Source organism: Parasphingorhabdus marina DSM 22363, from assembly GCF_900128895.1.
Lineage (GTDB): Bacteria > Pseudomonadota > Alphaproteobacteria > Sphingomonadales > Sphingomonadaceae > Parasphingorhabdus > Parasphingorhabdus marina.
In genome coordinates this window covers 803,140-824,897 of the sequence record NZ_FSQW01000002.1, presented here as the reverse complement: position 1 = coordinate 824,897, position 21,758 = coordinate 803,140, and the positions used below count along the sequence as shown (strand labels likewise).

Genomic DNA, 21,758 nt, shown 5'->3' with positions numbered 1-21,758 from the left:
TCGCCTAGCTTTTCTGTCGACTTTCCGGGCGGACAAGCGTGAGCCGCGCTTTTCCGCTGTCACGCACCACATCCGTTAAAAATCCCTTGACCGCAACATCCTCGCGCCGCGACGTTTCGATCGCGATCCATGCTGATGGTGCGAACCAGCCGAGCCGACCCAGCTTGTCGAGTGCGACCGAGGCTGCACCCGTCTGATAGGGCGGGTCCATCAGGACGAGGTCATAGGCCTGACGGGCCGGTCCGAGCGCCAGCACCGATCCGATCCGGACGTCCGACCTGGTCGCGGCATCAAGTGTTGTGATGTTCTTTTCCAAAGCGGCTAGCGCTTCCCGGTCCTGTTCGACAAATGTGCAATGCGCCGCGCCGCGTGACAGGGCCTCCAGCCCCAGCGCACCCGAACCTGAAAACAGATCCAGCACCTGCAGATCTGCAAAGTCGCCCAGACGACTGGTCAGCATTGAAAATAGCCGCTCGCGCGTGCGGTCCGCGGTGGGCCGTGTGGTGTCACCCTTTGGGGCCACGATGTTCCGTCCGCGCCAGTCTCCCGCAATGATCCGCATTATTTCAGCGTCTTGCGAAATTTGACCAGGTCGTGCCGACGGACCGGCTCGATCGCACCCTTTTCCAGATCTCCGAGCAGGAACGGACCATAGCTGGTCCGGATCAGGCGCGAGACCTTGAGTCCAAGATGCTCCAGTACCCGGCGGACTTCACGGTTCTTGCCTTCGGTCAGAGTCATCTCAATCCACTGGTTACGCCCCGTTCTCCGCTCCAGATTGGCAGTGATCGGACCATAATGCATGCCCTCAACTGTGATGCCCTTGTACAGCTCTTCCAGCTGATTCTGCGTGACATCCCCGAAGGTACGGGCGCGATAGGTCCGTTCGATGCCGTTTTTCGGCAATTCCATTTCCCGCTTGAACCCGCCATCGGTGGTCATCAGCAGGAGGCCTTCGGTGTTCATGTCGAGCCGGCCGATTGGCATGATCCGTTCCATGTCCTTTGGCAGGACGTCGTAAATGGTGCGCTTGCCGGATGCATCGCGCTCGGCGGTGATCACGCCATTGGGCTTGTGGAACCGGAACAGCTTGGCAGGCGAGGGTTCCGCCACCGGTTGCCCATCTACTGTGATCCCCGTAAGATTTTTGAGCAGCAAGGAAGGATGCTCGACCAGGTCGCCATTGAGAGCGATGCGTCCCGCTTCAATCATCCGCTCAATTTCACGCCGTGACGCCACGCCGGCGCGGGCCAGCAATTTGGCAATCCGCTGCCCCTCGCGGACATTCGGATCCGGCGCGGGGGACGGTTTCGCCGGTGCCTTCGCGCGCCGGGTCGGTTTGGCGCGGTAGATTTTTTTGGGTGGGCGGTCATTCATACCGCCCGCATGGCCGAAATTTATTTGCGCTGCAATCGTAACCTTTGTGGCAGACAGCGCGAATGACCGGGCAGTACCCCGTTGGAGAAAGAAACATGCGTGAACTTATATTGCCTTCGCTGATTGCAGGTGCTGCAGTTGCGGGCTTTTTCGGATTTCAGGCAGGCCAGACTTCCGCGCAAGTGGAAACGGCGGCTTTCTCCCAGGGTGCGACACCCGCGAATTCGAATGGCGACGTCTCCCAATCCTCCAATCCTGTCGTCATCGAACTTTTCACCAGCCAGGGATGCTCGTCCTGTCCCCCCGCAGATATGCTGGCTTCCCGACTGGCAAAAGACAGCTCCCTGCTGGTGATTTCGCGGCCCGTAACCTATTGGGACCGCCTCGGCTGGAAAGATACGCTGGCCCGGGAAGACAATACCCGGTTGCAGCGGAGCTATGCCGCCAAGGGGCAGGCTGGATCGGGTGTCTATACGCCGCAAATGGTCATAAACGGCGGCGGCGGTGCCGTGGGATCACGCGAGAGCAATGTGCGGTCGCTGGTCCGACTGGCCAAGCGCATTCCCGGTCCGGAAATCCGCACCGAGCGCAACAAGGCCGGAGAATGGACCATCACCGTTAACGGTCAGTCGGAATATATGGCTCGTGTTTCGCTGCTCGCTCTCAGTTCCTCCGAAACCGTGCAGGTCGGCCGTGGAGAAAATGGCGGGCGCAAGCTGCACTATACGAATGTCGTCAAGGACGAACGGACGCTGGGAAGCTGGACCGGCAAATCCGTGAGCTTCACGATACCGCCAGAAAATCTCAATATCTTCGGTGCGGACAAATATGCCGTAATCGTCCAGCGCCCGAATGCGGGAGCAATCGTTGGCGCCCAGCTCCTCGATATCTGAGGGCAGGCGGCAAGTTCCCGCTGGCAATCGGCATTTTAGCCGCTAATGTTTCTCCCGGTAGTTCGGGAGGGTTATTGTGTGAGTGAAGTGGCAGAAAATGCAGGAAAGCCTGGCTGGCGCAAGGTGATTGCTGCCCTTGGGCACCGGAAAACTTTCTACATGACGATTTTCGGTTTTGCTGCAGGTTTGCCCTATGCGCTGTTGCTCGGCACGTTGTACGCATGGTTATCTGATGCAGAGGTTGATCTTGAGACCATGGGCGTTTTCTCGCTCATCGGATTGGCTTACGCGTTTAAGTTTCTTTGGTCTCCCGCACTGGATCGCCTAGACGTTCCCGTCTTGCGAAAACTGGGCAAGCGAAAGCAGTGGATTGTCACTGCCCAACTAATGCTGGGTGCAATACTTGTCGTACTGTCAATGCTGGATCCGGTCAGCTCATTGGGCTGGTTTTCTCTGCTTGCGGGCATCGGAGCTTTTGCATCGGCAACACAAGACGTCGTCATTGATGCATGGCGTGTTGATGTCGCCGATGAAGTCGCGACGATTGATATGCTCTCAACAGTTTACCAAATGGGATACAGGATTGCAGCTTTGGTAGGCGGTGCACTGGCCCTTTTTCTGGCGGAGCGAACCGATTGGCCAACCGTCTATCTCACAATGGGCGGTATCATGCTTTTCGTCGGTTTCTGCGGACTTTGGGCACCTGATGCGGAAGTCTCGGATGTCACAGAAGCCGAGGCCGCAGATGAACATGGCCTCCGAAAAGCGGGGCAGATTCATCCCCGAATTCGAGGTTGGGCCCTGGGAGTCGTTGGAGTTCTTTGGGGCTGGGCTCTTATTACTGTGGGCGTGTTCATGGTGCGCTCGCTGGGTAGTGACCCGGAAACGCGACCAGACTCCGTGGAGTTCATTTCCACCACCGGTCCGCTGGTTGTGATCGCCACAGTTGTAATTCCATCGCTTATCGCTGCCTGGTTGGTTCGGCAGGAGCGATCCGGAAAACATCTGCTAGAACAAGATCTACCGGCAGAGACATCGGCTGGACGAATTTTGGATCATGGGTACCGTGCCTTGGTTTTGCCGCTTACGGATTTTGTTGGTCGCCTCGGTTGGGCGTTAGTCATCATATTGGGTTTGGTACTGACCTATCGAATTACCGACTCAATCTGGGGCAGTTTTGCCTACCCATTCTATCTGGGAGAGCTTGAATATACCAAAGATGAAGTGGCTGTCGCTTCGAAGTTTTTCGGTGTAGGCGCACTCATGCTTGGTTTGGCTGTCGGCGGTTACATGCTGACCACCTTGGGACGTATGTTGACGCTGACACTTGGAGCTGTTCTCGCAGCCGCTACCAATTTACTCTATGCGGATTTGGCCCGAGGCGGTCAAATCGTTCAGGTCGTGAGCGACAATAGCGGGTTTTCATGGTTAGTTGCCAATCTGGGCGGAGATGAACGTTTGGCAAAACTTATGATGGCAATTGCTGGAGAAAATATCGCAGTTGGTATCGCGGGGGCTGCTTTTGTGGCCTATCTCTCATCGATTGTTGCAAAGGGATATAGCGCTGTCCAATATGCGTTGCTGTCTTCTCTAACATTGCTCGTCGGAACCTTGGGGCGCGGCGCTCTGGGTCAGATGATAGAGGAACAGGGATATTTTACCGTTTTCTTGCTGACCACCGCAATGGGCGGCGTCGCGGTTATTTTGTGTATGATAGAGTGGATTCGCATTTCGCGCCAAGGGCGCAAATCAGGAGTAGAGCAAACAGCTTTGGAGGGCGTTTAAACAAGCATTTCTTCAGTCAGTTGGGAGATGCTACCCCAGATAATGTAACGTGCAGGCGGCGTAACTGGAACCGTTCAAAAATGGACTACAGAATGCGGCTTGGGTAATGGTGAATAGCGTTTTATGCCCTATTTCATTTTAACAATATTGGTCCAGATTTTATGTGTTGTGCATCTGATGAAATCCGGGCGCAACAAGCTCTGGCTCACGGCGATCATCTTTCTGCCGATTGCCGGCAGCGCGGCTTATTTTCTGCTCGAGATTCTGCCGGATCTGACCGGCAACCGGCACATGCGCTATGCCAAGAAGAAAGCGGTCCAAAAGGTCGATCCTGACCGCGAGATCCGGCAGGCCCGCGAACGGCTGGCGCTGACCGATAGCCTGACCAATCATGTGCAGCTGGCCGATGCGTTGGCCGACAGCGGGCGCTTTGAGGAAGCGGCAGACTGCTACGCGGAGATCATCGCCAAGCCACATGGCAATGACGACCGGACGCTGGTCAAATATGCGCGAGCGCTGTTCGAGTCGGGCGAAGCGGCCAAAGCTCTCGATATCATCAAACCGATTGCGCCTGTCGCGGTGGCCACGGAAAATGGTCAGCGAGAAATTCTGAAAGCGCGCATTCATGCCGAACTGGGACAGCTGGACGAAGCGGACAAGATCTTCGGTGCGGTGATCGAGAAAGTTTCCGGCATCGAGGCACGCGGCCATTATGCCGCGCTGCTGCTGCAAATGGGCGAAAATGATCGTGCGAAGGAGCAGCTCACGGAATTGTGCACGCTGGCGAAGCGCATGTCCCATGCCCAGCTGGATGATGACCGGGCGATTGTCACCTGGGCGCACAAGGAACTGGATCAGCTACAGGACGTCTAGTCGGGCACCTGATGATTGGCCTTGAGCACATCGCCTGCGAGATAGAGCGAGCCTGAAATCAGGACAGTCGCACTGGCTTCCACATGCAGACCTTTCAGCGCCTCTGCCGCATCACTCGCTTCGCGCAGCTGACCCCGAAATTCGCTGAAGGCACTTGCCGGATGTGCATCATGACCGGCAACGGGAATGACCGTCACACTGGCCAGCTTGTCCTTCAGCGGCGACAGGATGGCCGAAGGGTTCTTGTTTGCCAGCATTCCGATAACCAGATGGATCGATCCTGCCTCGTGATCGGCAAAATGCTTGGCGAGCGCGAGGCCAGCACTGACATTGTGCCCGCCATCGACCCAGATTTCTGCATCTCCTGGAAGCAGGCCGGTCAGCGGGCCGGACATCAGCAGATGCATGCGGCCGGGCCATTGCGCCCAGCCCATGCCGGCCTTGAGGGCGCTTTCGGAGACCTGGACGGCATCCTGATGACGCAGCATGGCGACCGCGAGCGCGGCATTGTCCGCCTGATGCGAACCCACCAGGTCGGGGAGGGGAAGGTTCACCCGGCCATGGGCGTCGCGATAATGCAGCTGCGCTTCGTATATTGCCGCATGCCATTCCTCGCCGCGCGGCAGATAAAGGGCGCCAACAGAGTCGCAATGAGCTGCGATGACATCGTCCATTTTCTCCGGATAATGCTGGGTCAGGAGCGGCACGCCGGGTTTGGCGATGCCGGCCTTTTCCCAGGCGATCCGCACCATGGGTTCAGACGGCGTGCCTTCCTCTGGCGCGAGCAGGAAGCTTTCATGATCGATGCCCAGCGCCGCGATGCCGGTTGCGACCGGGTTTTCGACAACATTGGTCGCATCCAGCCGCCCGCCCAAACCGACCTCCAGGATACAGGCATCCGCTGGCGTATCGGCAAAGGCGAGCAGCGCGGCGGCGGTTGTCGTTTCAAAGAAACTCGGCGCGATATCGCTGCTTGAATCCAGAACATGCTCCAGCAATTCGGCGAGATAATCGTCTGCGATCAAATGTCCCGCCAGCCGGATCCGTTCATTGAACCGGACCAGATGCGGGCTGGTATAGACATGACATTTCAGTCCCTCCGCCTCGATGGCGGCGCGCAGGAATGCGCAGGTTGAACCCTTGCCATTGGTACCGGCAACATGGAAAACCGGTGGTAGCCGGTTCTGTGGATTGCCCAGCTTCTCCATGACTGCCGATATGCGTTCAAGGCCAAGGATATCCCGTCCGGGAGACAGCAGCGAAAGCCGATCGAGCTGTTTCTGTACCGCCGGATGATCCGAGCTTGCGCCGTCGGGCATCTACTCCCCTCCCGCTTGCGGGAGGGGTTGGGGGAGGGCGTGAAGTGCCAAAGGCGAGGCGACAGTCATTAGAGATTCTCCCTCCCCTAGCCCCTCCCGCAAGCGGGAGGGGGACTTACGCCGCGCTTTTCCAGGCCATCAGATAGTCCATCGTCCGCGCGAGCTCGTGGCGCATCTCCTTGCGGTGGACAACCCGGTCGATCATCCCGTGCTCGAGCAGATATTCTGCCGTCTGGAAATTGTCCGGCAGCTTTTCGCGGATCGTGTTCTCGATGACCCGTTGCCCGGCGAAACCGATCAGGGCGCTAGGTTCGGAAATCTGGATATCACCCAGCATCGCATAGCTGGCCGTAACCCCGCCGGTGGTCGGATCAGTCAGCACCACAATGAAGGGCAGACCGGCCTCGCGCAGCATCGAAATCGCGACCGTTGTCTTGGGCATCTGCATCAGGGACAGGATGCCCTCCTGCATCCGGGCGCCGCCGGCAGCGGTGAAAATGATGTAGGGGCATTGCTCTTCCAGCGCCCGGTTGGCGCCATCGACAAAGGCCTGACCCACGGCGAGGCCCATCGAACCGCCCATGAAGGCAAAATCCTGCACCCCGACCACGCAGGGCTGTTCCTCGATCGTGCCGAACACCGTGATCAGGGCATCCTGCTCCTCGGTTTTCTGGCGCGCGGCCTTCAGCCGGTCGGTATATTTCTTCTGATCCTTGAACTTGAGCGGATCTTCCTTGACCGCAGTGAACGGGATGATCTTCCAGCTATTCTCGTCCATGATCTGTTCAAAGCGCAGCATCGGCCCGATCCGGCCATGATGATCGCATCTCGGGCAGATATGGAGGTTTTCCTCATATTCCTTGAGGAACACCATCGCTTCGCATTTCTTGCACTTGTGCCAGAGATTGTCCGGGGTCTCCTTCTTCGTCATCGAAGCGATCTTGTTGCGGACGTTGCTCAGCCAGGACATGGTTCAGTTCCCCAAAATTTCAGCGTGCGCTTCTGATAGCATCGGAAAGCGATTTGACATAGTCCCGAACATGCGGTCCGGCCGCTTTGCCATGCTCCCCGACAATCTCGACAATGGCCGATCCAACAACCACACCATCGGCGACACGGGCGATATCGGCGGCCTGTTCGGGCGTCCGCACGCCAAAGCCAACCGCGACGGGCAGATCGGTCTGGGCCTTCAACTTGGCGACGGCGGCCGCAATGCTGTCCTGCGCGGCCTGCTGCTGGCCGGTAATTCCCGCGACCGAGACATAATAGAGAAACCCGGTGGCGTTATCGAGCACGGCGGGCAGGCGGGCGTCATCCGTGGTGGGTGTGGCGAGACGGATGGTCGCAATATCCTGCGCGCGCAGGGCAGGGCCGAGACTGTCATCTTCCTCCGTCGGAATATCGACACAGATCACACCATCCACACCGGCGGCCTTGCACTGTTCGGCAAACCAGTCCGCCCCGCGGATCGTCATCGGATTGGCATAGCCCATCAGCACCAGCGGTGTGTCGGGATGCCGCTCCCGGAACGCTTGGGCGATGGCGAAAATATCTGCTGTTTTCGTGCCTGCACCCAGACTGCGAATATTCGCTTCCTGAATGGATGGGCCATCCGCCATCGGATCGGTGAAAGGCATGCCGAGTTCTATGATATCCGCGCCGCCTTCGACGAGAGCGTCGAGGATGGTGGCTGTGTCAGCTGGCGAGGGATCGCCACCGGTGACAAAAGCGACGAGCGCAGCACGGTCTGAGGGAAAAGCAGAGGAGAGGCGGGTCATAGAGCCCTCTCCCCTTCAGGGGAGAGGGTTGGGAGAGGGGGATTCATGTCGCAAACTATTTCCCCCAGTCTCTGCAAAACACCATCCAAATTCGTCATAACTTCCTCATTTGTAAAACGAACAACCCGATATCCCTGACCTTCCAGATATCGCGTTCGCCGCTCTTCATATTCCCGCTGCACGCCATGACTGTCTCCGTCAATTTCAATTACCAGCATGGGATCCCGGGCTGAAAAATCAGCGATATACTTTCCGATCACCTTTTGCTTGCGAAACTTAATGCCGTGAAAGCGTTTGGCACGCAGTTCCAGCCACATGCGTGTTTCCGGTTCGGTCATTTCGCGTCGAGACCGCCGCGCAAATTCCAGCAAACGGGAATCACGCATGGGTGTTCCCCTCTCCCAACCCTCTCCCCTGAAGGGGAGAGGGCTTTTGGCAGAAACATGTTATCGAAGAGTCATTTGTCATCCCTTGGGGCCGTGAATAAACGTTCGAATTGTCCCGACCGCGAAGAATATGGCAAACCACACAGCATCGAAAGACTGCACGATCTCTTGTCCCATCGTGGCTCTGACCAAATAAATTATTGCCAGCACAAGCAAGGTAAACACAACACCGTTCCGAAAAGCACGAAGAGTTAGTCTGAAATTCACATCTCCGTCCCCAGCGCTTCCGCAACGGTGAAAATATCCTTGTCTCCCCGCCCGCAGAGGTTGGCGAGGATGATCTGGTCACGCTCCATCTTCATCGCTTCTCGCGTCACGGCGGCGATGGCATGGCTGGGTTCGAGCGCCGGGATGATCCCTTCGGTGCGGCAGAGCAGCTGGAAGGCGTCCAGTGCTTCCCGGTCGGTTGCGCTGTCATAATCGACCCGGCCGCTTTCTTTCAGCCAGCTATGCTCCGGCCCAATGCCGGGATAGTCGAGCCCGGCGCTGATCGAGTGGGCTTCGTCAATCTGGCCGTCTTCATCCTGCAAAAGATAGGTCTTGTTGCCGTGGAGGATGCCGGGTCCGCCGCCGGCCAGACTGGCCGCATGTTCCTTGTCGAGCCCGCGTCCGGCGGCTTCCACGCCGAGCATTTTGACGTCGCGGTCATCAAGGAACGGGTGGAACAGGCCGATCGCGTTGGAGCCGCCGCCGATCGCCGCGACCAGCAGGTCGGGCAGTTTGCCGGTCCGGTCCAGCATCTGGGCGCGCGCTTCCTTGCCGATCACCGATTGGAAATCGCGGACGAGTTCCGGGTAGGGATGGGGGCCGGCGGCGGTGCCAATAATGTAAAACGTGTCATGGACATGCGCGACCCAGTGGCGCAACGCCTCGTTCATCGCGTCTTTCAGCGTCGCAGAGCCGCTGGTCACTGGCACCACTTCTGCGCCGAGCAATTTCATCCGGAAGATATTCGGTTTCTGCCGTTCGATATCGGTGGCACCCATGAAGATTGTGCAGGGAAAGCCAAAACGCGCGCAGACGGTGGCGGTGGCGACACCATGCTGGCCGGCGCCGGTTTCGGCGATGATCCGGGTCTTGCCCATGCGCTTGGCGAGCAGGATCTGGCCGATGCAATTGTTGATTTTGTGCGCGCCGGTATGGTTGAGCTCGTCGCGTTTGAACCAGATCTGTGCGCCTTTGCCGTCCGGCGCATCCTTGCGGACGTCCTCGGTCAGTCTTTCGGCATAGTAGAGCGGCGACGGCCGGCCGACATAATGTTCGAGCAGATCGTCAAATTCCTCGGCAAAAGCCGGGTCCTGCTGGGCCGCACGATAGTGGGTTTCCAGGTCCAGGATCAGCGGCATCAGCGTCTCGGCGACATAACGCCCGCCAAATTCGCCAAAATGGCCGCGATCGTCGGGCTGATTGCGGAAACTGTTGGGAGAGGTTTCGTTCATGGTTTCAGATCATATCCGCTCATGCCGAGCTTGTCGAAGCATGTTGGTGGTTCTCATCCTTTGCCGGGCTCAGGATGAGCGAGTTTGGGGATCAAATTCCCGCACCGCTTGGCAAAAGGCAGCGATTCTGTCCACATCTTTGACACCCGGCGCGGATTCCACGCCCGAAGACACATCGACCAGTTTCGCTCCGGTATCCGTTAGAGCCTGAGTCACATTGTCCGGATCGAGACCACCCGCCAGCCCCCAGGGCAGCTGATGTTCATGCTCTGCGAGCAGCGACCAGTCAAAGCTGGTGCCTGTGCCTCCAGGCAGTGCCTTGGCGGGGGCGTCAAACAGCAACATGGCCGCGGCACCGGCATAGCGCGCAGATCTGGCCAGCGTCGGCTTGTCCCGTACGCCCAGCGCCTTCCAGATTTCCAGCCCGCTATTGTCGCCGACCAGCTTCAGCCAATCGGGCGTCTCGCTGCCGTGAAACTGGATGATATCCGGTCGTACATCACCAATCGCCTTGCCGGTGAGCCTGGGATCGGCATTGACGAGCAGCAACGCCACCTTGACCCGGGTTCCCGCATGTTTGCGCAGCTCCGCCGCCCGCTCGAGTGATACATGGCGCGGGCTTTTTTCGAAATGGACCAGACCGACATGCGTGGCGCCCGCATCAATGGCGGCATCAATCGCCGCTTCGGTGGACAGGCCGCAAATTTTGATTTGAGTGGTCATAAAAATTTTCCGGTTCCATTATGCTTGATACCAATTATGTGAATAGTGGCGAAATACATCAAACGTCAAAAGGGGATGACGATGTTCCGAATTTTTCTCGTCATGTTGCTGGCGGTGAGCCTGTCTGGCTGTTCCGCCTTAAGCGAAGGGACCGAGAAGGCCGAGCAGGAAGTCGATCACATTCACAAGCTGTTCAATGATCAGGAATTTGATCGTATCTTCACACGAGCTGGCCAGCAATATCGGGACAATACCGACAAGAAAATCCATGATGGGCTATTCAAGACAGTTCACAGGAAACTCGGTCAGGTTACCAACAAAACCCTGTCCGGATGGCGTGTAAATGCGACAACAAGTGGAACATTTGCCGTTCTGACTTATGAAACCGAGTTTGCAAAAGGCGAGGGATTGGAAACGTTTACGATAAACCTTGTTGGTGAGAAAGCGAAAATGGTCGGATATAACATAAACTCGCCAGCGTTGATTATCGACTTGGAGGAATGACCTAAAGAGTCCCTTCTATCGCCCGCGCGGCTTCTCCGGGATTGTCTGCGCCCGTTATCGGGCGCCCGATCACCAGGACGCTGGCGCCATTGTCGCGAGCTTGCCGGGGCGTGACGGCGCGTTTCTGGTCGCCCATGGCAGTCCCGGCGGGGCGCAGGCCGGGCACGACGAAAAAGCCTTTTTTCCAGGCCTTGTGCGCGGCAGCGACTTCGTTTCCTGAACAGACGATCCCGTCCAGTCCGGCTTCCTGCGCCAGCTCGGCCAGTCGTTCAACCTGGTCATGGGGTGTGCCGGTATAGCCGACACTTTCCATGTCGCGCTGGTCCAGTGAGGTCAGCAGGGTGACACCGACGACCCTGGTATGCTCGTTGGCCGCGGCCTTGGCATCTTCCATCATCGCCCGGCTGCCCGAGGCGTGGATGGTGACAATGGCGGGTTCCAGCACATTGATCGCCTGCATCGCCTTGGCCACGGTATTGGGAATGTCATGCAACTTGAGATCGAGGAAGATCGGTAGCCCGACCTTCTGGATTTCGTGAACGCCATGATGGCCGCTCGCACAGAAAAATTCGAGACCCAGTTTCAGGCCGCCGACATGCCCCTTGACCGATTTGGCAATGGCGATCGCGCGGTCGAGATCTGGTGTGTCCAGGGCGACGTAGATCGGGTTGCTCATGGCTATCCGGCTTTCGGTTTTTCGGTCGGTGTCTTGTCTGCCGGTGGTTTCTCCACCGGAGAAACGGCCGGTTCGGCTTTCGCGATCTGATCCTTCTGGAGATCCAGCGGTTTCGCTACGGGAGCTTTGGGTGCAGGCGTGCCATCTGGCGTCTGCGTCGCAACCGGCGCAGGCGAGGGAGCCGGTCGTGCCGCAGCTTCTAGCGTCTTGATCCGGCGGGACATTCGCCATTTCATGGTCCGGTGCAGAATCCACATCGGCAGGAAGCCCAGCAAAAAGGCACCGATCACCAGAACCGGCAATTTGGTGTCTACCCGGATATCCTGCCAGACCAGAACCGAAGTCGGAGACCAGTTATTGGCCGCAAACACGACCAGAATGACGGCGAGAATGACCCAGAAGAGCGTCTTTATGAATTGCATCGGTGCTCCGTTACGTTTTCGTGCAGCCAGTCTAGGCGGAAAAACCGCTGCTGGCAAAGCCCTAGTTCTGCCGGGCTAATTTCCGAACACGCGCGTGAAAATCGTGTCGACATGCTTGAAATGATAGTCGAGATTAAACCGCTCCTCGAGCTCTGCCTCACTCAGTTTCGCGGTCACATCCGGATCGGCCTTGAGCAGGTCGAGCAGCGCGATCTCGCCGTCGGATTCCCAGACTTTCATGGCATTGCGCTGAACGATACGATAGCTGTCCTCGCGGCTGATACCGGCCTGGGTCAGCGCCAGCAGGACGCGTTGCGAGTGGACAAGACCGCCCATCCGGTCGAGATTTTTCATCATCCTTTCGGGATAGACGAGCAGCTTCTCGACGACTCCGGTGAGCCGGGCGAGGGCGAAATCGAGCGTGATGGTGGCGTCCGGGCCGATCATCCGCTCGACCGAGCTGTGCGAGATATCCCGCTCGTGCCAGAGCGCGACATTTTCCATCGCGGGCAGGGCGAAGCTGCGCACCATCCGGGCGAGGCCGGTCAGGTTTTCGGTCAGGATCGGGTTGCGCTTGTGCGGCATCGCACTGGAGCCTTTCTGGCCGGGCGAGAAATATTCCTCTGCCTCGAGCACTTCGGTCCGCTGCAGATGTCGGATTTCGACAGCCAGCCTTTCAACCGATGACGCAATCACCGCGAGCGTGGCAAAATATTGTGCGTGGCGGTCGCGCGGAATGACCTGGGTCGAAACCGGCTCGACTTCCAGCCCCATTTTTTCGGCCACATGGGCTTCGACCTTGGGGTCAATATTGGCGAATGTACCCACGGCTCCGGAAATGGCGCATGTCGCGATTTCCTTGCGTGCGGCGACAAGACGTTCGCGATTGCGTTCAAATTCGGCATAGGCCTGCGCCAGCTTCAGGCCAAATGTCACGGGTTCACCGTGGATGCCGTGGCTTCGGCCAATGGTCGGGGTCAGCTTGTGCTCAAAGGCCCGGGTCTTGAGCGCGGCGAGCAGCTTGTCCATGTCTGCGAGCAAAATGTCGGTTGCCCGGGTCAGCTGAACCGCGAGGCAGGTATCGAGAACATCGCTGGAAGTCATGCCCTGATGCATGAAACGGGCTTCTTCTCCGACATTTTCGGCAACGTTGGTCAAAAAAGCGATCACATCATGTTTCACTTCGCGTTCGATCTCGTCGATCCGCTCGACATCGAACTTGCCTTTCGCCCAGATGGCTTTGGCGGCTTCTTTTGGCACAACGCCCAGTTCGGCCAGCGCGTCCGTGGCATGGGCTTCAATTTCGAACCAGATCTGGAATTTCGATTCAGGTTCCCAGATGGCAACCATGTCGGGGCGAGAGTAGCGCGGAATCATTTTTTCTTTCCTTGAAATTCAAAAACCGGTTTAACCGGAAGGGCCTGCGGATCGGATTTGCGGCTCCGCTAGCAGCAACATGTCGAGTCGGCAATCCGTGCCGTGACCGGCAGTGACGGAAATGACAGGGAGAATGACATGCGTCTGGCAGTATTAACCGGCGGCGGCGACGTACCGGGACTCAATCCCTGCATCCGGTCGATCACCATGTCCGCCTGGCAGCGGGGCTGGGATGTGATCGGTTTGCGCCGCGGCTGGGAAGGTGTGCTGGAAGTCGATATCAATGATCCCTGGTCGCTCGAAAATTCCGCGATGGTGCTCGACCGGGACCGGGTTCGCGGGATTGACCGGCAAGGCGGCACGATCTTGCACAGCTCGCGCTGTGACCCGCGCAATACGCCGGAAGGCGACCAGACCGAAAAGGTGCTGGACATTCTGGACGCGCTGAAGGTCGATGCGCTGATCACCATGGGTGGCGACGGAACGCTCAGATTTTCGGCCCATCTGGCCAGTCTCGGACGCAACGTGATTTCCATTCCCAAGACGATGGACAATGATGTCTACGGCACGGATTACTGCATTGGCTTTTCCACCGCGGTGACCCGATCGGTCGAGGCCATCAATGCGCTGCGCACGACCATGGCCAGCCACGAACGTATCGGCGTCATCGAATTGTTTGGCCGGCGATCGGGCGAAACGGCCTTGCTGTCCGGCTTCCTGTCGCAGGCCGACCGTACCGTAATCGCCGAGGTACCGGCAGATATAGACGAACTGCTGCCGTTGCTGCTCAAGGACAAGGAGAGCAATCCGGAATCCTATGCGATCTGCATCATATCAGAAGGCGCCAAGCTGGCGGGCAGTGCAGATTTCGCGGACGAGATCAACAAATCCGCTACCAATCGTGACGGTCTCAATATCGGGACGCAGCTGGCGCGCGAGATCGAGGCGCGTTCGGATGAGCGCACCATTGTCCAGGAGCTTGCCTATCTGATGCGCGCCGGGGAGCCGGATGCGATGGATCGCATGGTCGGTTTCGCCTTCGGGGCGCTGGCGGTTCAGCTGATCGAGGAAAAGCGCACGTCCAATATGGTCTGCCTGACCGATGGCAATTACGGGGCGGTTCCGATCGGCACACTTCTGGAAGATACCAAGGGTGTCAATGTGTCCGGTCTGTATGACGCAAGCCAGTATCGGGCAAGCCTGGTGCAGGTCGAAAACATGCCGATGTTCCTGTACTAGACGCTGGTTCCGTGTAACCTTGCGGCACAATCGGCGAACCAGTCGGTGAAGGAAGGGCACCATATGACAACCGGTACGACGAATCTGCAGGAAGAACGGCTATCACCTTTTGTTCGGGTGACCCTCAGGATCTGGGTCAAGACCTGGCGATCGATTATCGGGCTGGTCCGTCCGTTTTTTGATCTTCTGGTACGCTTGCTGGTGGCCCAGGCCATTTTCCGCTCCGGTATCGTGAAGCTTTCCGACTGGGACACCGCGTTGAATCTGGCCCGGTTCGAATATCCAGTATCCTGGATGGCGCCGGAGACAGCAGCTGTAATCGGCGCGTTGATAGAAGTCCTTGCCCCGATTCTGTTGCTTTTCGGGCTGTTCACCCGGGCAGCGGCCTTGTCGATCGCCCTGCTGCTGCTGATCAGCCAGATTGTCTATATCCCGGTGGACCTGAATCTCTGGCTCATCGCTATTCTGGGCTGGTACGTCTGGCACGGCGCAGGAGGGTTTTCTTTTGACCGGGCATTGGCGGGCGGCTTGGGTCAGAGTGCCTTGCCGCTGGCCCGGCCGGTCATGCAGTTTTGCGAGTTTTTGACAACGAGCATCGCGCCCCTTTGGTTGCTGCTGATCCGGCTGTGGCTGGCGGCCGCGGTTTTGGCTGGCGGCGGATTGCTCGATCTTTCCGCTTTTTCCGGCTGGCTACCTCTTTCGGGTTTTGCCGGGATCCACCCGGTTCTGGCGATCGGTCTGGCGATCCTGTTGATCGCCGGCTTTCTCATCCCGCTCACCGCAGTCCTGCTGACTCTGGTAATCAGCACGCTGGCCGTGATGGGCCTCCATCCGGATCTGTCATTATACCCGATGCTGCTGTTCGGCCTCATGTTCCTGTTCGGGAGCGGTTTCCTGGCCGTGGACCGGCTGATCCAGGCGTGGCTCGAATCCAACATCCTCTTCGACCGCAAATATGAGGACGTACCTGCGCACTGGCCGCATATCGTGGTTGTTGGCGCCGGCTTTGGCGGGCTTGCCTGCGTGAACAGACTGAAGAACCTGCCGGTGCGGATCACGCTGGTTGACCGGCACAATTATCATCTGTTTCAGCCGCTGCTCTATCAAATAGCGACGGCGGCACTTTCTCCGGCGGATGTCGCCACTCCGATCCGCGGCATGTTCCGCAATGACGGCAATGTCCGGGTCATACTGGGTGAAGTCAACGCTGTGGATAGTGAAGCGCAGACTTTGACCTATGGTCAAAACAGCCTCGATTATGACTATCTGGTTCTGGCGACCGGGGCCTCGCACAGCTATTTTGGCAAGGACGAATGGGCGCCTTATGCACCGGGTCTGAAAACCATCGAGGATGGGGTCTCGGTCCGGGCCCATGTGTTGCGGGCATTCGAACGCGCCGAGTCCTCCAGTGATCCCGAGCGGATCCAGCGATTGATGACCTTCGTCATTGTCGGAGCCGGGCCCACCGGCGTTGAACTCGCCGGCGCGATTGCCGAACTTGCGCATCAGGGACTGAAAGACGAATATCGCCGGATCGACCCGGCGAGTGCCCGGATCATCCTGGTCCAATCGGGCGAACGTATCCTTCCGGCCTTTCCCGAAGACCTGTCCGCACACGCTGCGCAGTCTCTCGAAAATCTCGGTGTCGAGATCCGCCTCAAATCGCGTGTCACCAATATCACCGCTGACCATGTCGAGATCGGCGAGGATGTCGAGATTGCCACCGAAACCGTGCTCTGGGCAGCGGGCGTGATTGCGTCTCCTGCCGGACAGTGGCTGGGTGCGGAAACAGATCGGGCAGGGCGGGTTGCCGTGGATGAACATTTGCGGGTTTCGGGGCATGACAATGTGTTTGCCATTGGTGATACGGCTGGCAGCAGCGCATGGGACGGCAATCCGGTTCCGGGTCTCGCGCCTGCAGCAAAACAGGCTGGCGCCCATGTTGCCAGCTATATCGAGAACAAACTGCTCAGTGATCGTGAAATGGCACCCTTTGCCTACAAGCACCAGGGCAGCCTTGCGACGATTGGCCGCAAAAGCGCCGTTGCGGATTTCGGATTCATGAAGCTGCACGGCGCCCCGGCCTGGTGGCTATGGGGGGCTGTCCATGTCGGCTTCCTGTCGGGCATGCGGAACCGGATTTCGGTGCTGGTGAACTGGATATGGTCCTATTTCACCTTGCAGCTTGGCATACGGCTGATCACCGGGAAGGACAGCGGAGGATAGATTCTGCAATCTGGGTCAGATCAGGCCTTTGCTCCGCAACGAAACATGACCTGCCCGGCCAATGATGATATGGTCATGGACCGTGATGCCCAGTTTTTCACCCGCCAGCGCAATGTCTCGGGTAAGGGCGATGTCCTGCTGGCTGGGTGTCGGATCGCCACTCGGATGATTGTGCACGAGAATGATCGCGGCCGAACCCAGCTCCAGCGCCCGCCGGAGGACCTCGCGTGGAAAAATCACAGCTTCGTCGACGGACCCTTCACTGACAAGTTCATCCCGGAGCAAACGGTTTTTCGTATCGAGATGCAGAATCCGGACCCGCTCCGTCGTCAGAAGCGCCATATCGGCCCGCAGATAATCGAGAAGCGCGGTCCAGCTCGCCAGCAGGGGTTGCCGACGGACTGGCTCTGACAACATGCGAATGGCGCCGGTCCGGACAATTTTGAGCGCGGACAGCTGATTGTCGGTCAGACCGGGCACCTGATCGAGAAGCGCGGTGCTGGCAGTGATGAGGGTCGCGAAACTCTCAAATTCGGACAGGAGACTCCGGGCGATTGTATCCGCATCACTTCGGGGTGAGGCGACATGGAGTAAACAGCACAACAGCTCGTGATCCGTGAGGCTTTCCCCGAGATCATCGCGCAGTTTCTGGCGAGATGCGCGGTAAGTCGAAGCATCGGAACCACCGCGTTTGCCCTGGTTGTTATTGTGAGAGAACATATAGCGAACATACAGACGCCGGGTCGGCAGGGCAGCACAAATTTCCCGTTTGGCCGAATATGACCGATTCTGTTCATCCGGAATTATTCCGGGCAAATCCCTATTGTACATTGCAACTTAAGGAAGACTTCTGCATTTCTGCGGTCATGGAGGAGACGCCGGAACCTGAAACGGGACAGCCAAGGTCGCGATTGACCATCGTGCTGGCCGCGCTTGGCGTGCTGTTGCTTTTCGGCTTCGCGATATTGTGGTTCAACCGGGTGGATCTTGCCGACGACTATGCGCGGCAGGAACTCGAGCGGCTGGATGTCGAGGCGGCGTTCGAGATTGATGATATCGGCTTTGACAAACAGATTATCCGCAACCTCGTCCTCGGTGATCCGGAGAATCCCGACCTCACGGCGGAGCTGGTCGAGATCGGGAATTCCGTGTCCACGGATGGTGCCGGCGTCAACTGGGTGAGGGCGAGCGGGGTGAAGCTGTTCGCCAGATATGTGAATGGCAAACTGTCGCTGGGCGAGCTCGAAAAATTCATGGATCCCGACGATGACAGTCCACTGGCTCTGCCGGACATCTGGCTGGGGCTGGACAAGGCGCAAATGCGGATCGAGAGTGATTATGGCGTAGTCGGCCTGTCGCTCAACGGCGAAGGCAATCTGAAGGACGGGTTCAAGGGCAAGCTGGCCGCGATCTCCCGGGAAATTGATCTGGGGTCCTGCCTGATTTCCGAACCGACATTGTTTGCAGATATCTCGATCAGCATCGGGCAGCCCCGAATGCGTGGCCCTTTGCGTTTGCCGGACGTGAAATGTGACGAGGCCGGATTTGCAGCTGAGAACATGGCGAGCCGCCTCAACCTTCGTCTGGGCAAGGATCTGGCGAGCTGGGAAGGGAGCCTGGGGACAATTGGCGGACCGCTGCGCCAGGCGGGAAATTCCGCACAGGAAATCCGCTCATCGCTCGATTTTTCGGGAGATATGGAACAGAGCAAAGGGGTCATCAAACTGACCGCGAGCGGGGTCGCGATGCCCCTTGGCGGTGCCGAGACTGCGGAGCTGGATGGGTTGTTTACCGCGGAATATGGCGGCGATGAAATCACGACAAGTTTCCGGGGAGATCCAGTGATCCGCAAGGCCCGGTTGTCTGCCGACATGCTGCGCAGCATCAACAATGGCGCGGGTTCGCTGGATGGAACGCCCGTTGGTCCGGTGGCCGGATCGATTGCGGATGCGATCCGTCAGGCGGGCGGGGCGATGGATATCGCCGGCACTGTCCGCTTTTCCTCAGGCAATCGGGGCGTGCGTCTGACGCTCAACAGTCTGGATGTGCAATCCCGGTCCGGCGCCGAGCTGACGCTGGATGATCCATTGCTCCTCGACTTCACACCAGACGGGCTGGCGATTTTGGCAGACGGCACCGTCAGCCTGAAGGGCGGCGGCCTGCCAAATTCCCGGCTGACCCTGTTTGACGGCAGCGTTTCGGACGGCTTTGCCGGGCAATTGCAAATGGCGTCCTATACCGCCGAGGATGCCAGGCTTACCGTGCCCGAAATGCGATTTTTCCCAACCGGCAATGGCGGGACGGCGATAGATGGCCGGATATTGCTGTCCGGGCCGCTGGCAGATGGCCGGTTGACCGGTTTGCAAGTGCCGATCAATGCCCGGATTGATCGCAACGGGAACTACGCGCTGTTCCGGAAATGCGTCGATGTTCGCTTCGCCAGCCTGAAACTGTCAACTCTGGAAGCCGGTCCAACCAGGGCGACGCTTTGCCCGGATGCCAGCACGGCTATTGTTCGCAGCGGGCGCTCAGGTCCGGAAGTGGCTGCGCGCACGACCGGGCTGGATCTGACGGCCCGTGTCGGCGACAGCCCGCTCAATCTGAGTGGCGGCCGGTTCGGCTATACAACCCGAAATGGCCTGATGGCACAGGATGTTGCGATCCGGTTCGGGGTACCGGGCAATGTCTCGAAAATGGAGATTGGCGAGTTCACCATGACGCTGGGAGAGTCGCTGACAGGTCGCATTTCCGGGGCAAGCGGTCAGGTCGCCAATGTGCCGCTCTTGCTGGAAAACATCGATGGCGAATGGTCCTATGAGGGCGGTGCATTTAAAGCCGATACCGGCCTCCGGGTGCGGGACGAGGAACAGGTCGAACGGTTCCGGCCGCTGATCAGCAATGATGCCAAAATCATCTTTGCGAACGGCATGATCACGGCGACGGGCATATTGCGCGAGCCGGAAACACAGCGTGAAATCACCACGGTGGATATGCGGCACTCGCTGGATAACAGCACGGGCGCGGCGCTGCTGGATGTCGGCTGGCTGACCTTCGATGACGAGCTGCAGCCGGAAATGCTGACCCCGCTGACACTCGGCATTGTGGCCAATGTCCAGGGCACCATTACCGGCAGCGGACGGATCAACTGGGACCAGTCGGGCGACGGCGTGCGCAGTATCGGCGAGTTTGCAACCCGCGGACTCGATCTGGCCGCGGCATTCGGACCGGTGACGGGGCTCAAGGGCAATATCCGTTTCTCTGATCTGCTCGGGCTCGAGACCGAGCCGGGCCAGACAGTGCGGATGGCCGAAGTCAATCCGGGGGTACCGGCGTTTAACGGGGTGCTCAGCTATCGGTTGCTGCCGGATCGCAAGATGGAGGTCGAGGGCGGGCAATGGCCCTTTGCCGGCGGCATGCTTTATCTGGAGCCGACGGTTTTCGATCTGGGTGAGGAAGCCGAACGGCGACTGGAGTTTACTGTAGTTGGCGTGGATGCGGCCCAGTTTCTGACCAAGTTTGAGTTTGAAAATCTCAGCGCCACCGGCATATTTGATGGTCAGCTGCCGATGGTCTTCGACCAGGATGGGGGCCGGATTGTTGGCGGATATCTCGAAGCCCGCCGGGGAGGTGGCACGCTGGCCTATATCGGCGAGCTGACCTACGAAGATATGGGCACGATGGCCAATTACGCCTTCAACGCGCTGAAATCGATCAAGTATCGCAATCTCACCATCGGGATGGAAGGCGCGATTGACGGCGAGATCATTACCGAAGTGAAATTTGCCGGCCTTCAGCAGGGGGATGATGCCAGCCGCAATTTCATCACCAAGCAGCTCGCCCAGATCCCGATTGAGTTCAATGTCCGGATTCAGGCGCCTTTTATGCAGCTGATGAGCAGCGCCAAGGCATTCTACGAACCGGAAATCCTCGTTGGACAGAATTTGCCGGCACTGCTTCGGGCGCAGGAAGCACGGGCCAGAGCTGCCGCCAAACAGCTGGAAGATAATGATGAATAGCCCATTCAGCGACGGGAAAGCGACAATGTTTTACAAGACAAGCCGATTGACGGATCGTGCGTATAATGCGATTCGCCGGAATATGAGGAGTTTAACCACCGGTTTGATCCTGAGCGGGGCAATGGGCCTGACGGCCTGCGTGCAGGTTTCTGCACCTGACAAGCCAATTGTCATCAACCTCAACATCAATATCAAACAGGAAGTGGTGTATCGCCTGGATGGCGATGCAAAAGATTTGATCAACGAGGAAGCGGATATTTTCTAATGTATGAGTTTATGAAGAAAAACAAAGCTTTGGCCGCTCTGGGTGGCCTGTCTCTGGTCGCTGTAGTGGCAGCGCCGGTCATGGCGCAACGTGATCCTGCCTATCAGGCGGCGCGGGCATCCGGGAAAATTGGCGAGAAACCGGATGGTTATCTCGGTTATGTGACGGCCCCTTCACCGGCGATCAAGGCGCTGGTTGAGGACCTCAACATCAAGCGCAAGGCCGCATACACACGCAAGGCTCAGGAAACCAATTCGACCGTCGAGCAATTTGCGTTCACGTCAGGCTGTAACCTGATCATGCGGACCGTGCCCGGCGAGAAATACCAGACTCCGACCGGAACCTGGAACACACGCGATGCCGGTAATCCAGTGCGCGACTCTCGCTGTCCCTGATCGGA

The 21,758-nt window shown here is 58.3% G+C and carries 21 protein-coding genes; 9 read left to right on the top strand and 12 right to left on the bottom strand.

What is annotated here, in order from left to right; translation table 11 throughout:
* Positions 1–4: 4 nt before the first annotated feature.
* Positions 5–562, bottom strand: a complete 558-nt coding sequence (gene rsmD, locus BUQ90_RS13620) for a 16S rRNA (guanine(966)-N(2))-methyltransferase RsmD (RefSeq protein ID WP_074205700.1) — start codon at positions 560–562, stop codon at positions 5–7.
* Complete coding sequence (locus BUQ90_RS13615) at positions 562–1,377, bottom strand: pseudouridine synthase (RefSeq protein WP_084192708.1); 816 nt, start codon at positions 1,375–1,377, stop codon at positions 562–564. Before BUQ90_RS13615 ends, rsmD begins: the two co-directional genes overlap by 1 nt.
* Before the next feature lie 95 nt (positions 1,378–1,472).
* Here BUQ90_RS13615 and BUQ90_RS13610 point away from each other — a divergent pair, with 95 nt between their 5' ends.
* From BUQ90_RS13610 to BUQ90_RS13600, 3 genes are all read left to right on the top strand, one after another.
* A complete protein-coding gene (locus BUQ90_RS13610) occupies positions 1,473–2,270 on the top strand; it encodes a DUF1223 domain-containing protein (RefSeq protein WP_074205699.1) in 798 nt (265 codons plus the stop codon).
* 78 nt (positions 2,271–2,348) lie between these two features.
* Positions 2,349–4,055 (top strand): AmpG family muropeptide MFS transporter, encoded by a 1,707-nt coding sequence (locus tag BUQ90_RS13605; protein WP_420812020.1) that lies wholly within the window; start codon positions 2,349–2,351, stop codon positions 4,053–4,055.
* A 177-nt stretch (positions 4,056–4,232) separates the two neighbouring features.
* Positions 4,233–4,928, top strand: coding sequence for a hypothetical protein (locus BUQ90_RS13600; protein ID WP_159437115.1), 696 nt, complete (start codon positions 4,233–4,235; stop codon positions 4,926–4,928).
* Here BUQ90_RS13600 and BUQ90_RS13595 read toward each other — a convergent pair.
* The 6 genes from BUQ90_RS13595 to BUQ90_RS13570 form a co-directional block, all read right to left on the bottom strand.
* On the bottom strand, positions 4,925–6,247 hold the full coding sequence (locus BUQ90_RS13595; protein WP_074205696.1) for a bifunctional folylpolyglutamate synthase/dihydrofolate synthase: 1,323 nt from the start codon (positions 6,245–6,247) through the stop codon (positions 4,925–4,927). The two genes, BUQ90_RS13600 and BUQ90_RS13595, sit on opposite strands and share 4 nt — an antisense overlap.
* Positions 6,248–6,362: 115 nt before the next feature.
* Complete coding sequence (gene accD, locus BUQ90_RS13590) at positions 6,363–7,217, bottom strand: acetyl-CoA carboxylase, carboxyltransferase subunit beta (RefSeq protein ID WP_074205695.1); 855 nt, start codon at positions 7,215–7,217, stop codon at positions 6,363–6,365.
* Between the two features lie 19 nt (positions 7,218–7,236).
* On the bottom strand, positions 7,237–8,025 hold the full coding sequence (trpA, locus tag BUQ90_RS13585) for a tryptophan synthase subunit alpha (protein ID WP_074205694.1): 789 nt from the start codon (positions 8,023–8,025) through the stop codon (positions 7,237–7,239).
* Positions 8,022–8,342, bottom strand: coding sequence for an endonuclease domain-containing protein (locus BUQ90_RS13580; protein WP_239447437.1), 321 nt, complete (start codon positions 8,340–8,342; stop codon positions 8,022–8,024). Before BUQ90_RS13580 ends, trpA begins: the two co-directional genes overlap by 4 nt.
* A 332-nt stretch (positions 8,343–8,674) precedes the next feature.
* Entirely contained in the window at positions 8,675–9,910 is a 1,236-nt protein-coding gene (gene trpB, locus BUQ90_RS13575) for a tryptophan synthase subunit beta (RefSeq protein WP_074205692.1), read from the bottom strand.
* Between the two features lie 69 nt (positions 9,911–9,979).
* Entirely contained in the window at positions 9,980–10,633 is a 654-nt protein-coding gene (locus BUQ90_RS13570) for a phosphoribosylanthranilate isomerase (RefSeq protein WP_074205691.1), read from the bottom strand.
* 81 nt (positions 10,634–10,714) lie between these two features.
* On the opposite strand from BUQ90_RS13570, the gene BUQ90_RS13565 reads away from it, so the two are divergent.
* Entirely contained in the window at positions 10,715–11,137 is a 423-nt protein-coding gene (locus BUQ90_RS13565; protein WP_159437114.1) for a DUF4019 domain-containing protein, read from the top strand.
* A 1-nt stretch (position 11,138) separates the two neighbouring features.
* Here the strand turns inward: BUQ90_RS13565 and pyrF are convergent, their stop codons facing one another.
* The 3 genes from pyrF to purB all read right to left on the bottom strand — a co-directional run bounded on the left by pyrF (position 11,139) and on the right by purB (position 13,612).
* Positions 11,139–11,813: an orotidine-5'-phosphate decarboxylase gene (pyrF, locus tag BUQ90_RS13560; protein WP_074205689.1), complete on the bottom strand. Its 675-nt coding sequence runs from the start codon at positions 11,811–11,813 to the stop codon at positions 11,139–11,141.
* 2 nt (positions 11,814–11,815) lie between these two features.
* Positions 11,816–12,235 carry a LapA family protein gene (locus BUQ90_RS13555; protein WP_074205688.1) on the bottom strand — a complete coding sequence of 140 codons (420 nt, stop codon included), beginning with the start codon at positions 12,233–12,235 and terminating at the stop codon, positions 11,816–11,818.
* A 75-nt stretch (positions 12,236–12,310) separates the two neighbouring features.
* Positions 12,311–13,612 (bottom strand): adenylosuccinate lyase, encoded by a 1,302-nt coding sequence (gene purB / locus BUQ90_RS13550; protein WP_074205687.1) that lies wholly within the window; start codon positions 13,610–13,612, stop codon positions 12,311–12,313.
* Between the two features lie 138 nt (positions 13,613–13,750).
* Between purB and BUQ90_RS13545 the strand changes: the two genes are divergently transcribed.
* A complete protein-coding gene (locus BUQ90_RS13545) occupies positions 13,751–14,851 on the top strand; it encodes a 6-phosphofructokinase (RefSeq protein ID WP_074205686.1) in 1,101 nt (366 codons plus the stop codon).
* Between the two features lie 63 nt (positions 14,852–14,914).
* Positions 14,915–17,077: an FAD-dependent oxidoreductase gene (locus tag BUQ90_RS13540; protein ID WP_074205685.1), complete on the top strand. Its 2,163-nt coding sequence runs from the start codon at positions 14,915–14,917 to the stop codon at positions 17,075–17,077.
* Positions 17,078–17,092: 15 nt separating this feature from the next.
* Here BUQ90_RS13540 and radC read toward each other — a convergent pair whose 3' ends face one another.
* The gene (gene radC, locus BUQ90_RS13535; RefSeq protein WP_074206432.1) at positions 17,093–17,797 is read right to left on the bottom strand and encodes a RadC family protein; all 705 of its coding nucleotides are present in this window, start codon (positions 17,795–17,797) and stop codon (positions 17,093–17,095) included.
* Positions 17,798–17,997: 200 nt separating this feature from the next.
* Here radC and BUQ90_RS13530 point away from each other — a divergent pair, with 200 nt between their 5' ends.
* Genes BUQ90_RS13530 through BUQ90_RS13520 form a run of 3 tightly spaced genes read left to right on the top strand, consistent with a single transcriptional unit; the run spans position 17,998 to position 21,753 of the window.
* Complete coding sequence (locus tag BUQ90_RS13530; protein ID WP_239447470.1) at positions 17,998–21,093, top strand: intermembrane phospholipid transport YdbH family protein; 3,096 nt, start codon at positions 17,998–18,000, stop codon at positions 21,091–21,093.
* Between the two features lie 25 nt (positions 21,094–21,118).
* Positions 21,119–21,358, top strand: a complete 240-nt coding sequence (locus BUQ90_RS13525) for a YnbE family lipoprotein (protein ID WP_239447436.1) — start codon at positions 21,119–21,121, stop codon at positions 21,356–21,358.
* An 11-nt stretch (positions 21,359–21,369) separates the two neighbouring features.
* The gene (locus BUQ90_RS13520; RefSeq protein ID WP_074206430.1) at positions 21,370–21,753 is read left to right on the top strand and encodes a YdbL family probable chaperone protein; all 384 of its coding nucleotides are present in this window, start codon (positions 21,370–21,372) and stop codon (positions 21,751–21,753) included.
* The last annotated feature ends 5 nt before the right edge of the window (positions 21,754–21,758 follow it).

Excerpts from the sequence above, each read along its gene's own strand:
- rsmD (WP_074205700.1), bottom strand. The coding sequence starts at position 562 with ATGCGGATCATTGCGGGAGACTGGCGCGGACGGAACATCGTGGCCCCA.
- BUQ90_RS13615 (WP_084192708.1), bottom strand. The coding sequence starts at position 1,377 with ATGAATGACCGCCCACCCAAAAAAATCTACCGCGCCAAACCGACCCGG.
- BUQ90_RS13610 (WP_074205699.1), top strand. The coding sequence starts at position 1,473 with ATGCGTGAACTTATATTGCCTTCGCTGATTGCAGGTGCTGCAGTTGCG.
- BUQ90_RS13600 (WP_159437115.1), top strand. The coding sequence starts at position 4,233 with ATGAAATCCGGGCGCAACAAGCTCTGGCTCACGGCGATCATCTTTCTG.
- BUQ90_RS13595 (WP_074205696.1), bottom strand. The coding sequence starts at position 6,247 with ATGCCCGACGGCGCAAGCTCGGATCATCCGGCGGTACAGAAACAGCTC.
- accD (WP_074205695.1), bottom strand. The coding sequence starts at position 7,217 with ATGTCCTGGCTGAGCAACGTCCGCAACAAGATCGCTTCGATGACGAAG.
- trpA (WP_074205694.1), bottom strand. The coding sequence starts at position 8,025 with ATGACCCGCCTCTCCTCTGCTTTTCCCTCAGACCGTGCTGCGCTCGTC.
- BUQ90_RS13580 (WP_239447437.1), bottom strand. The coding sequence starts at position 8,342 with ATGTGGCTGGAACTGCGTGCCAAACGCTTTCACGGCATTAAGTTTCGC.
- trpB (WP_074205692.1), bottom strand. The coding sequence starts at position 9,910 with ATGAACGAAACCTCTCCCAACAGTTTCCGCAATCAGCCCGACGATCGC.
- BUQ90_RS13570 (WP_074205691.1), bottom strand. The coding sequence starts at position 10,633 with ATGACCACTCAAATCAAAATTTGCGGCCTGTCCACCGAAGCGGCGATT.
- BUQ90_RS13565 (WP_159437114.1), top strand. The coding sequence starts at position 10,715 with ATGTTCCGAATTTTTCTCGTCATGTTGCTGGCGGTGAGCCTGTCTGGC.
- pyrF (WP_074205689.1), bottom strand. The coding sequence starts at position 11,813 with ATGAGCAACCCGATCTACGTCGCCCTGGACACACCAGATCTCGACCGC.
- BUQ90_RS13555 (WP_074205688.1), bottom strand. The coding sequence starts at position 12,235 with ATGCAATTCATAAAGACGCTCTTCTGGGTCATTCTCGCCGTCATTCTG.
- purB (WP_074205687.1), bottom strand. The coding sequence starts at position 13,612 with ATGATTCCGCGCTACTCTCGCCCCGACATGGTTGCCATCTGGGAACCT.
- BUQ90_RS13545 (WP_074205686.1), top strand. The coding sequence starts at position 13,751 with ATGCGTCTGGCAGTATTAACCGGCGGCGGCGACGTACCGGGACTCAAT.
- BUQ90_RS13540 (WP_074205685.1), top strand. The coding sequence starts at position 14,915 with ATGACAACCGGTACGACGAATCTGCAGGAAGAACGGCTATCACCTTTT.
- radC (WP_074206432.1), bottom strand. The coding sequence starts at position 17,797 with ATGTTCTCTCACAATAACAACCAGGGCAAACGCGGTGGTTCCGATGCT.
- BUQ90_RS13525 (WP_239447436.1), top strand. The coding sequence starts at position 21,119 with ATGTTTTACAAGACAAGCCGATTGACGGATCGTGCGTATAATGCGATT.
- BUQ90_RS13520 (WP_074206430.1), top strand. The coding sequence starts at position 21,370 with ATGAAGAAAAACAAAGCTTTGGCCGCTCTGGGTGGCCTGTCTCTGGTC.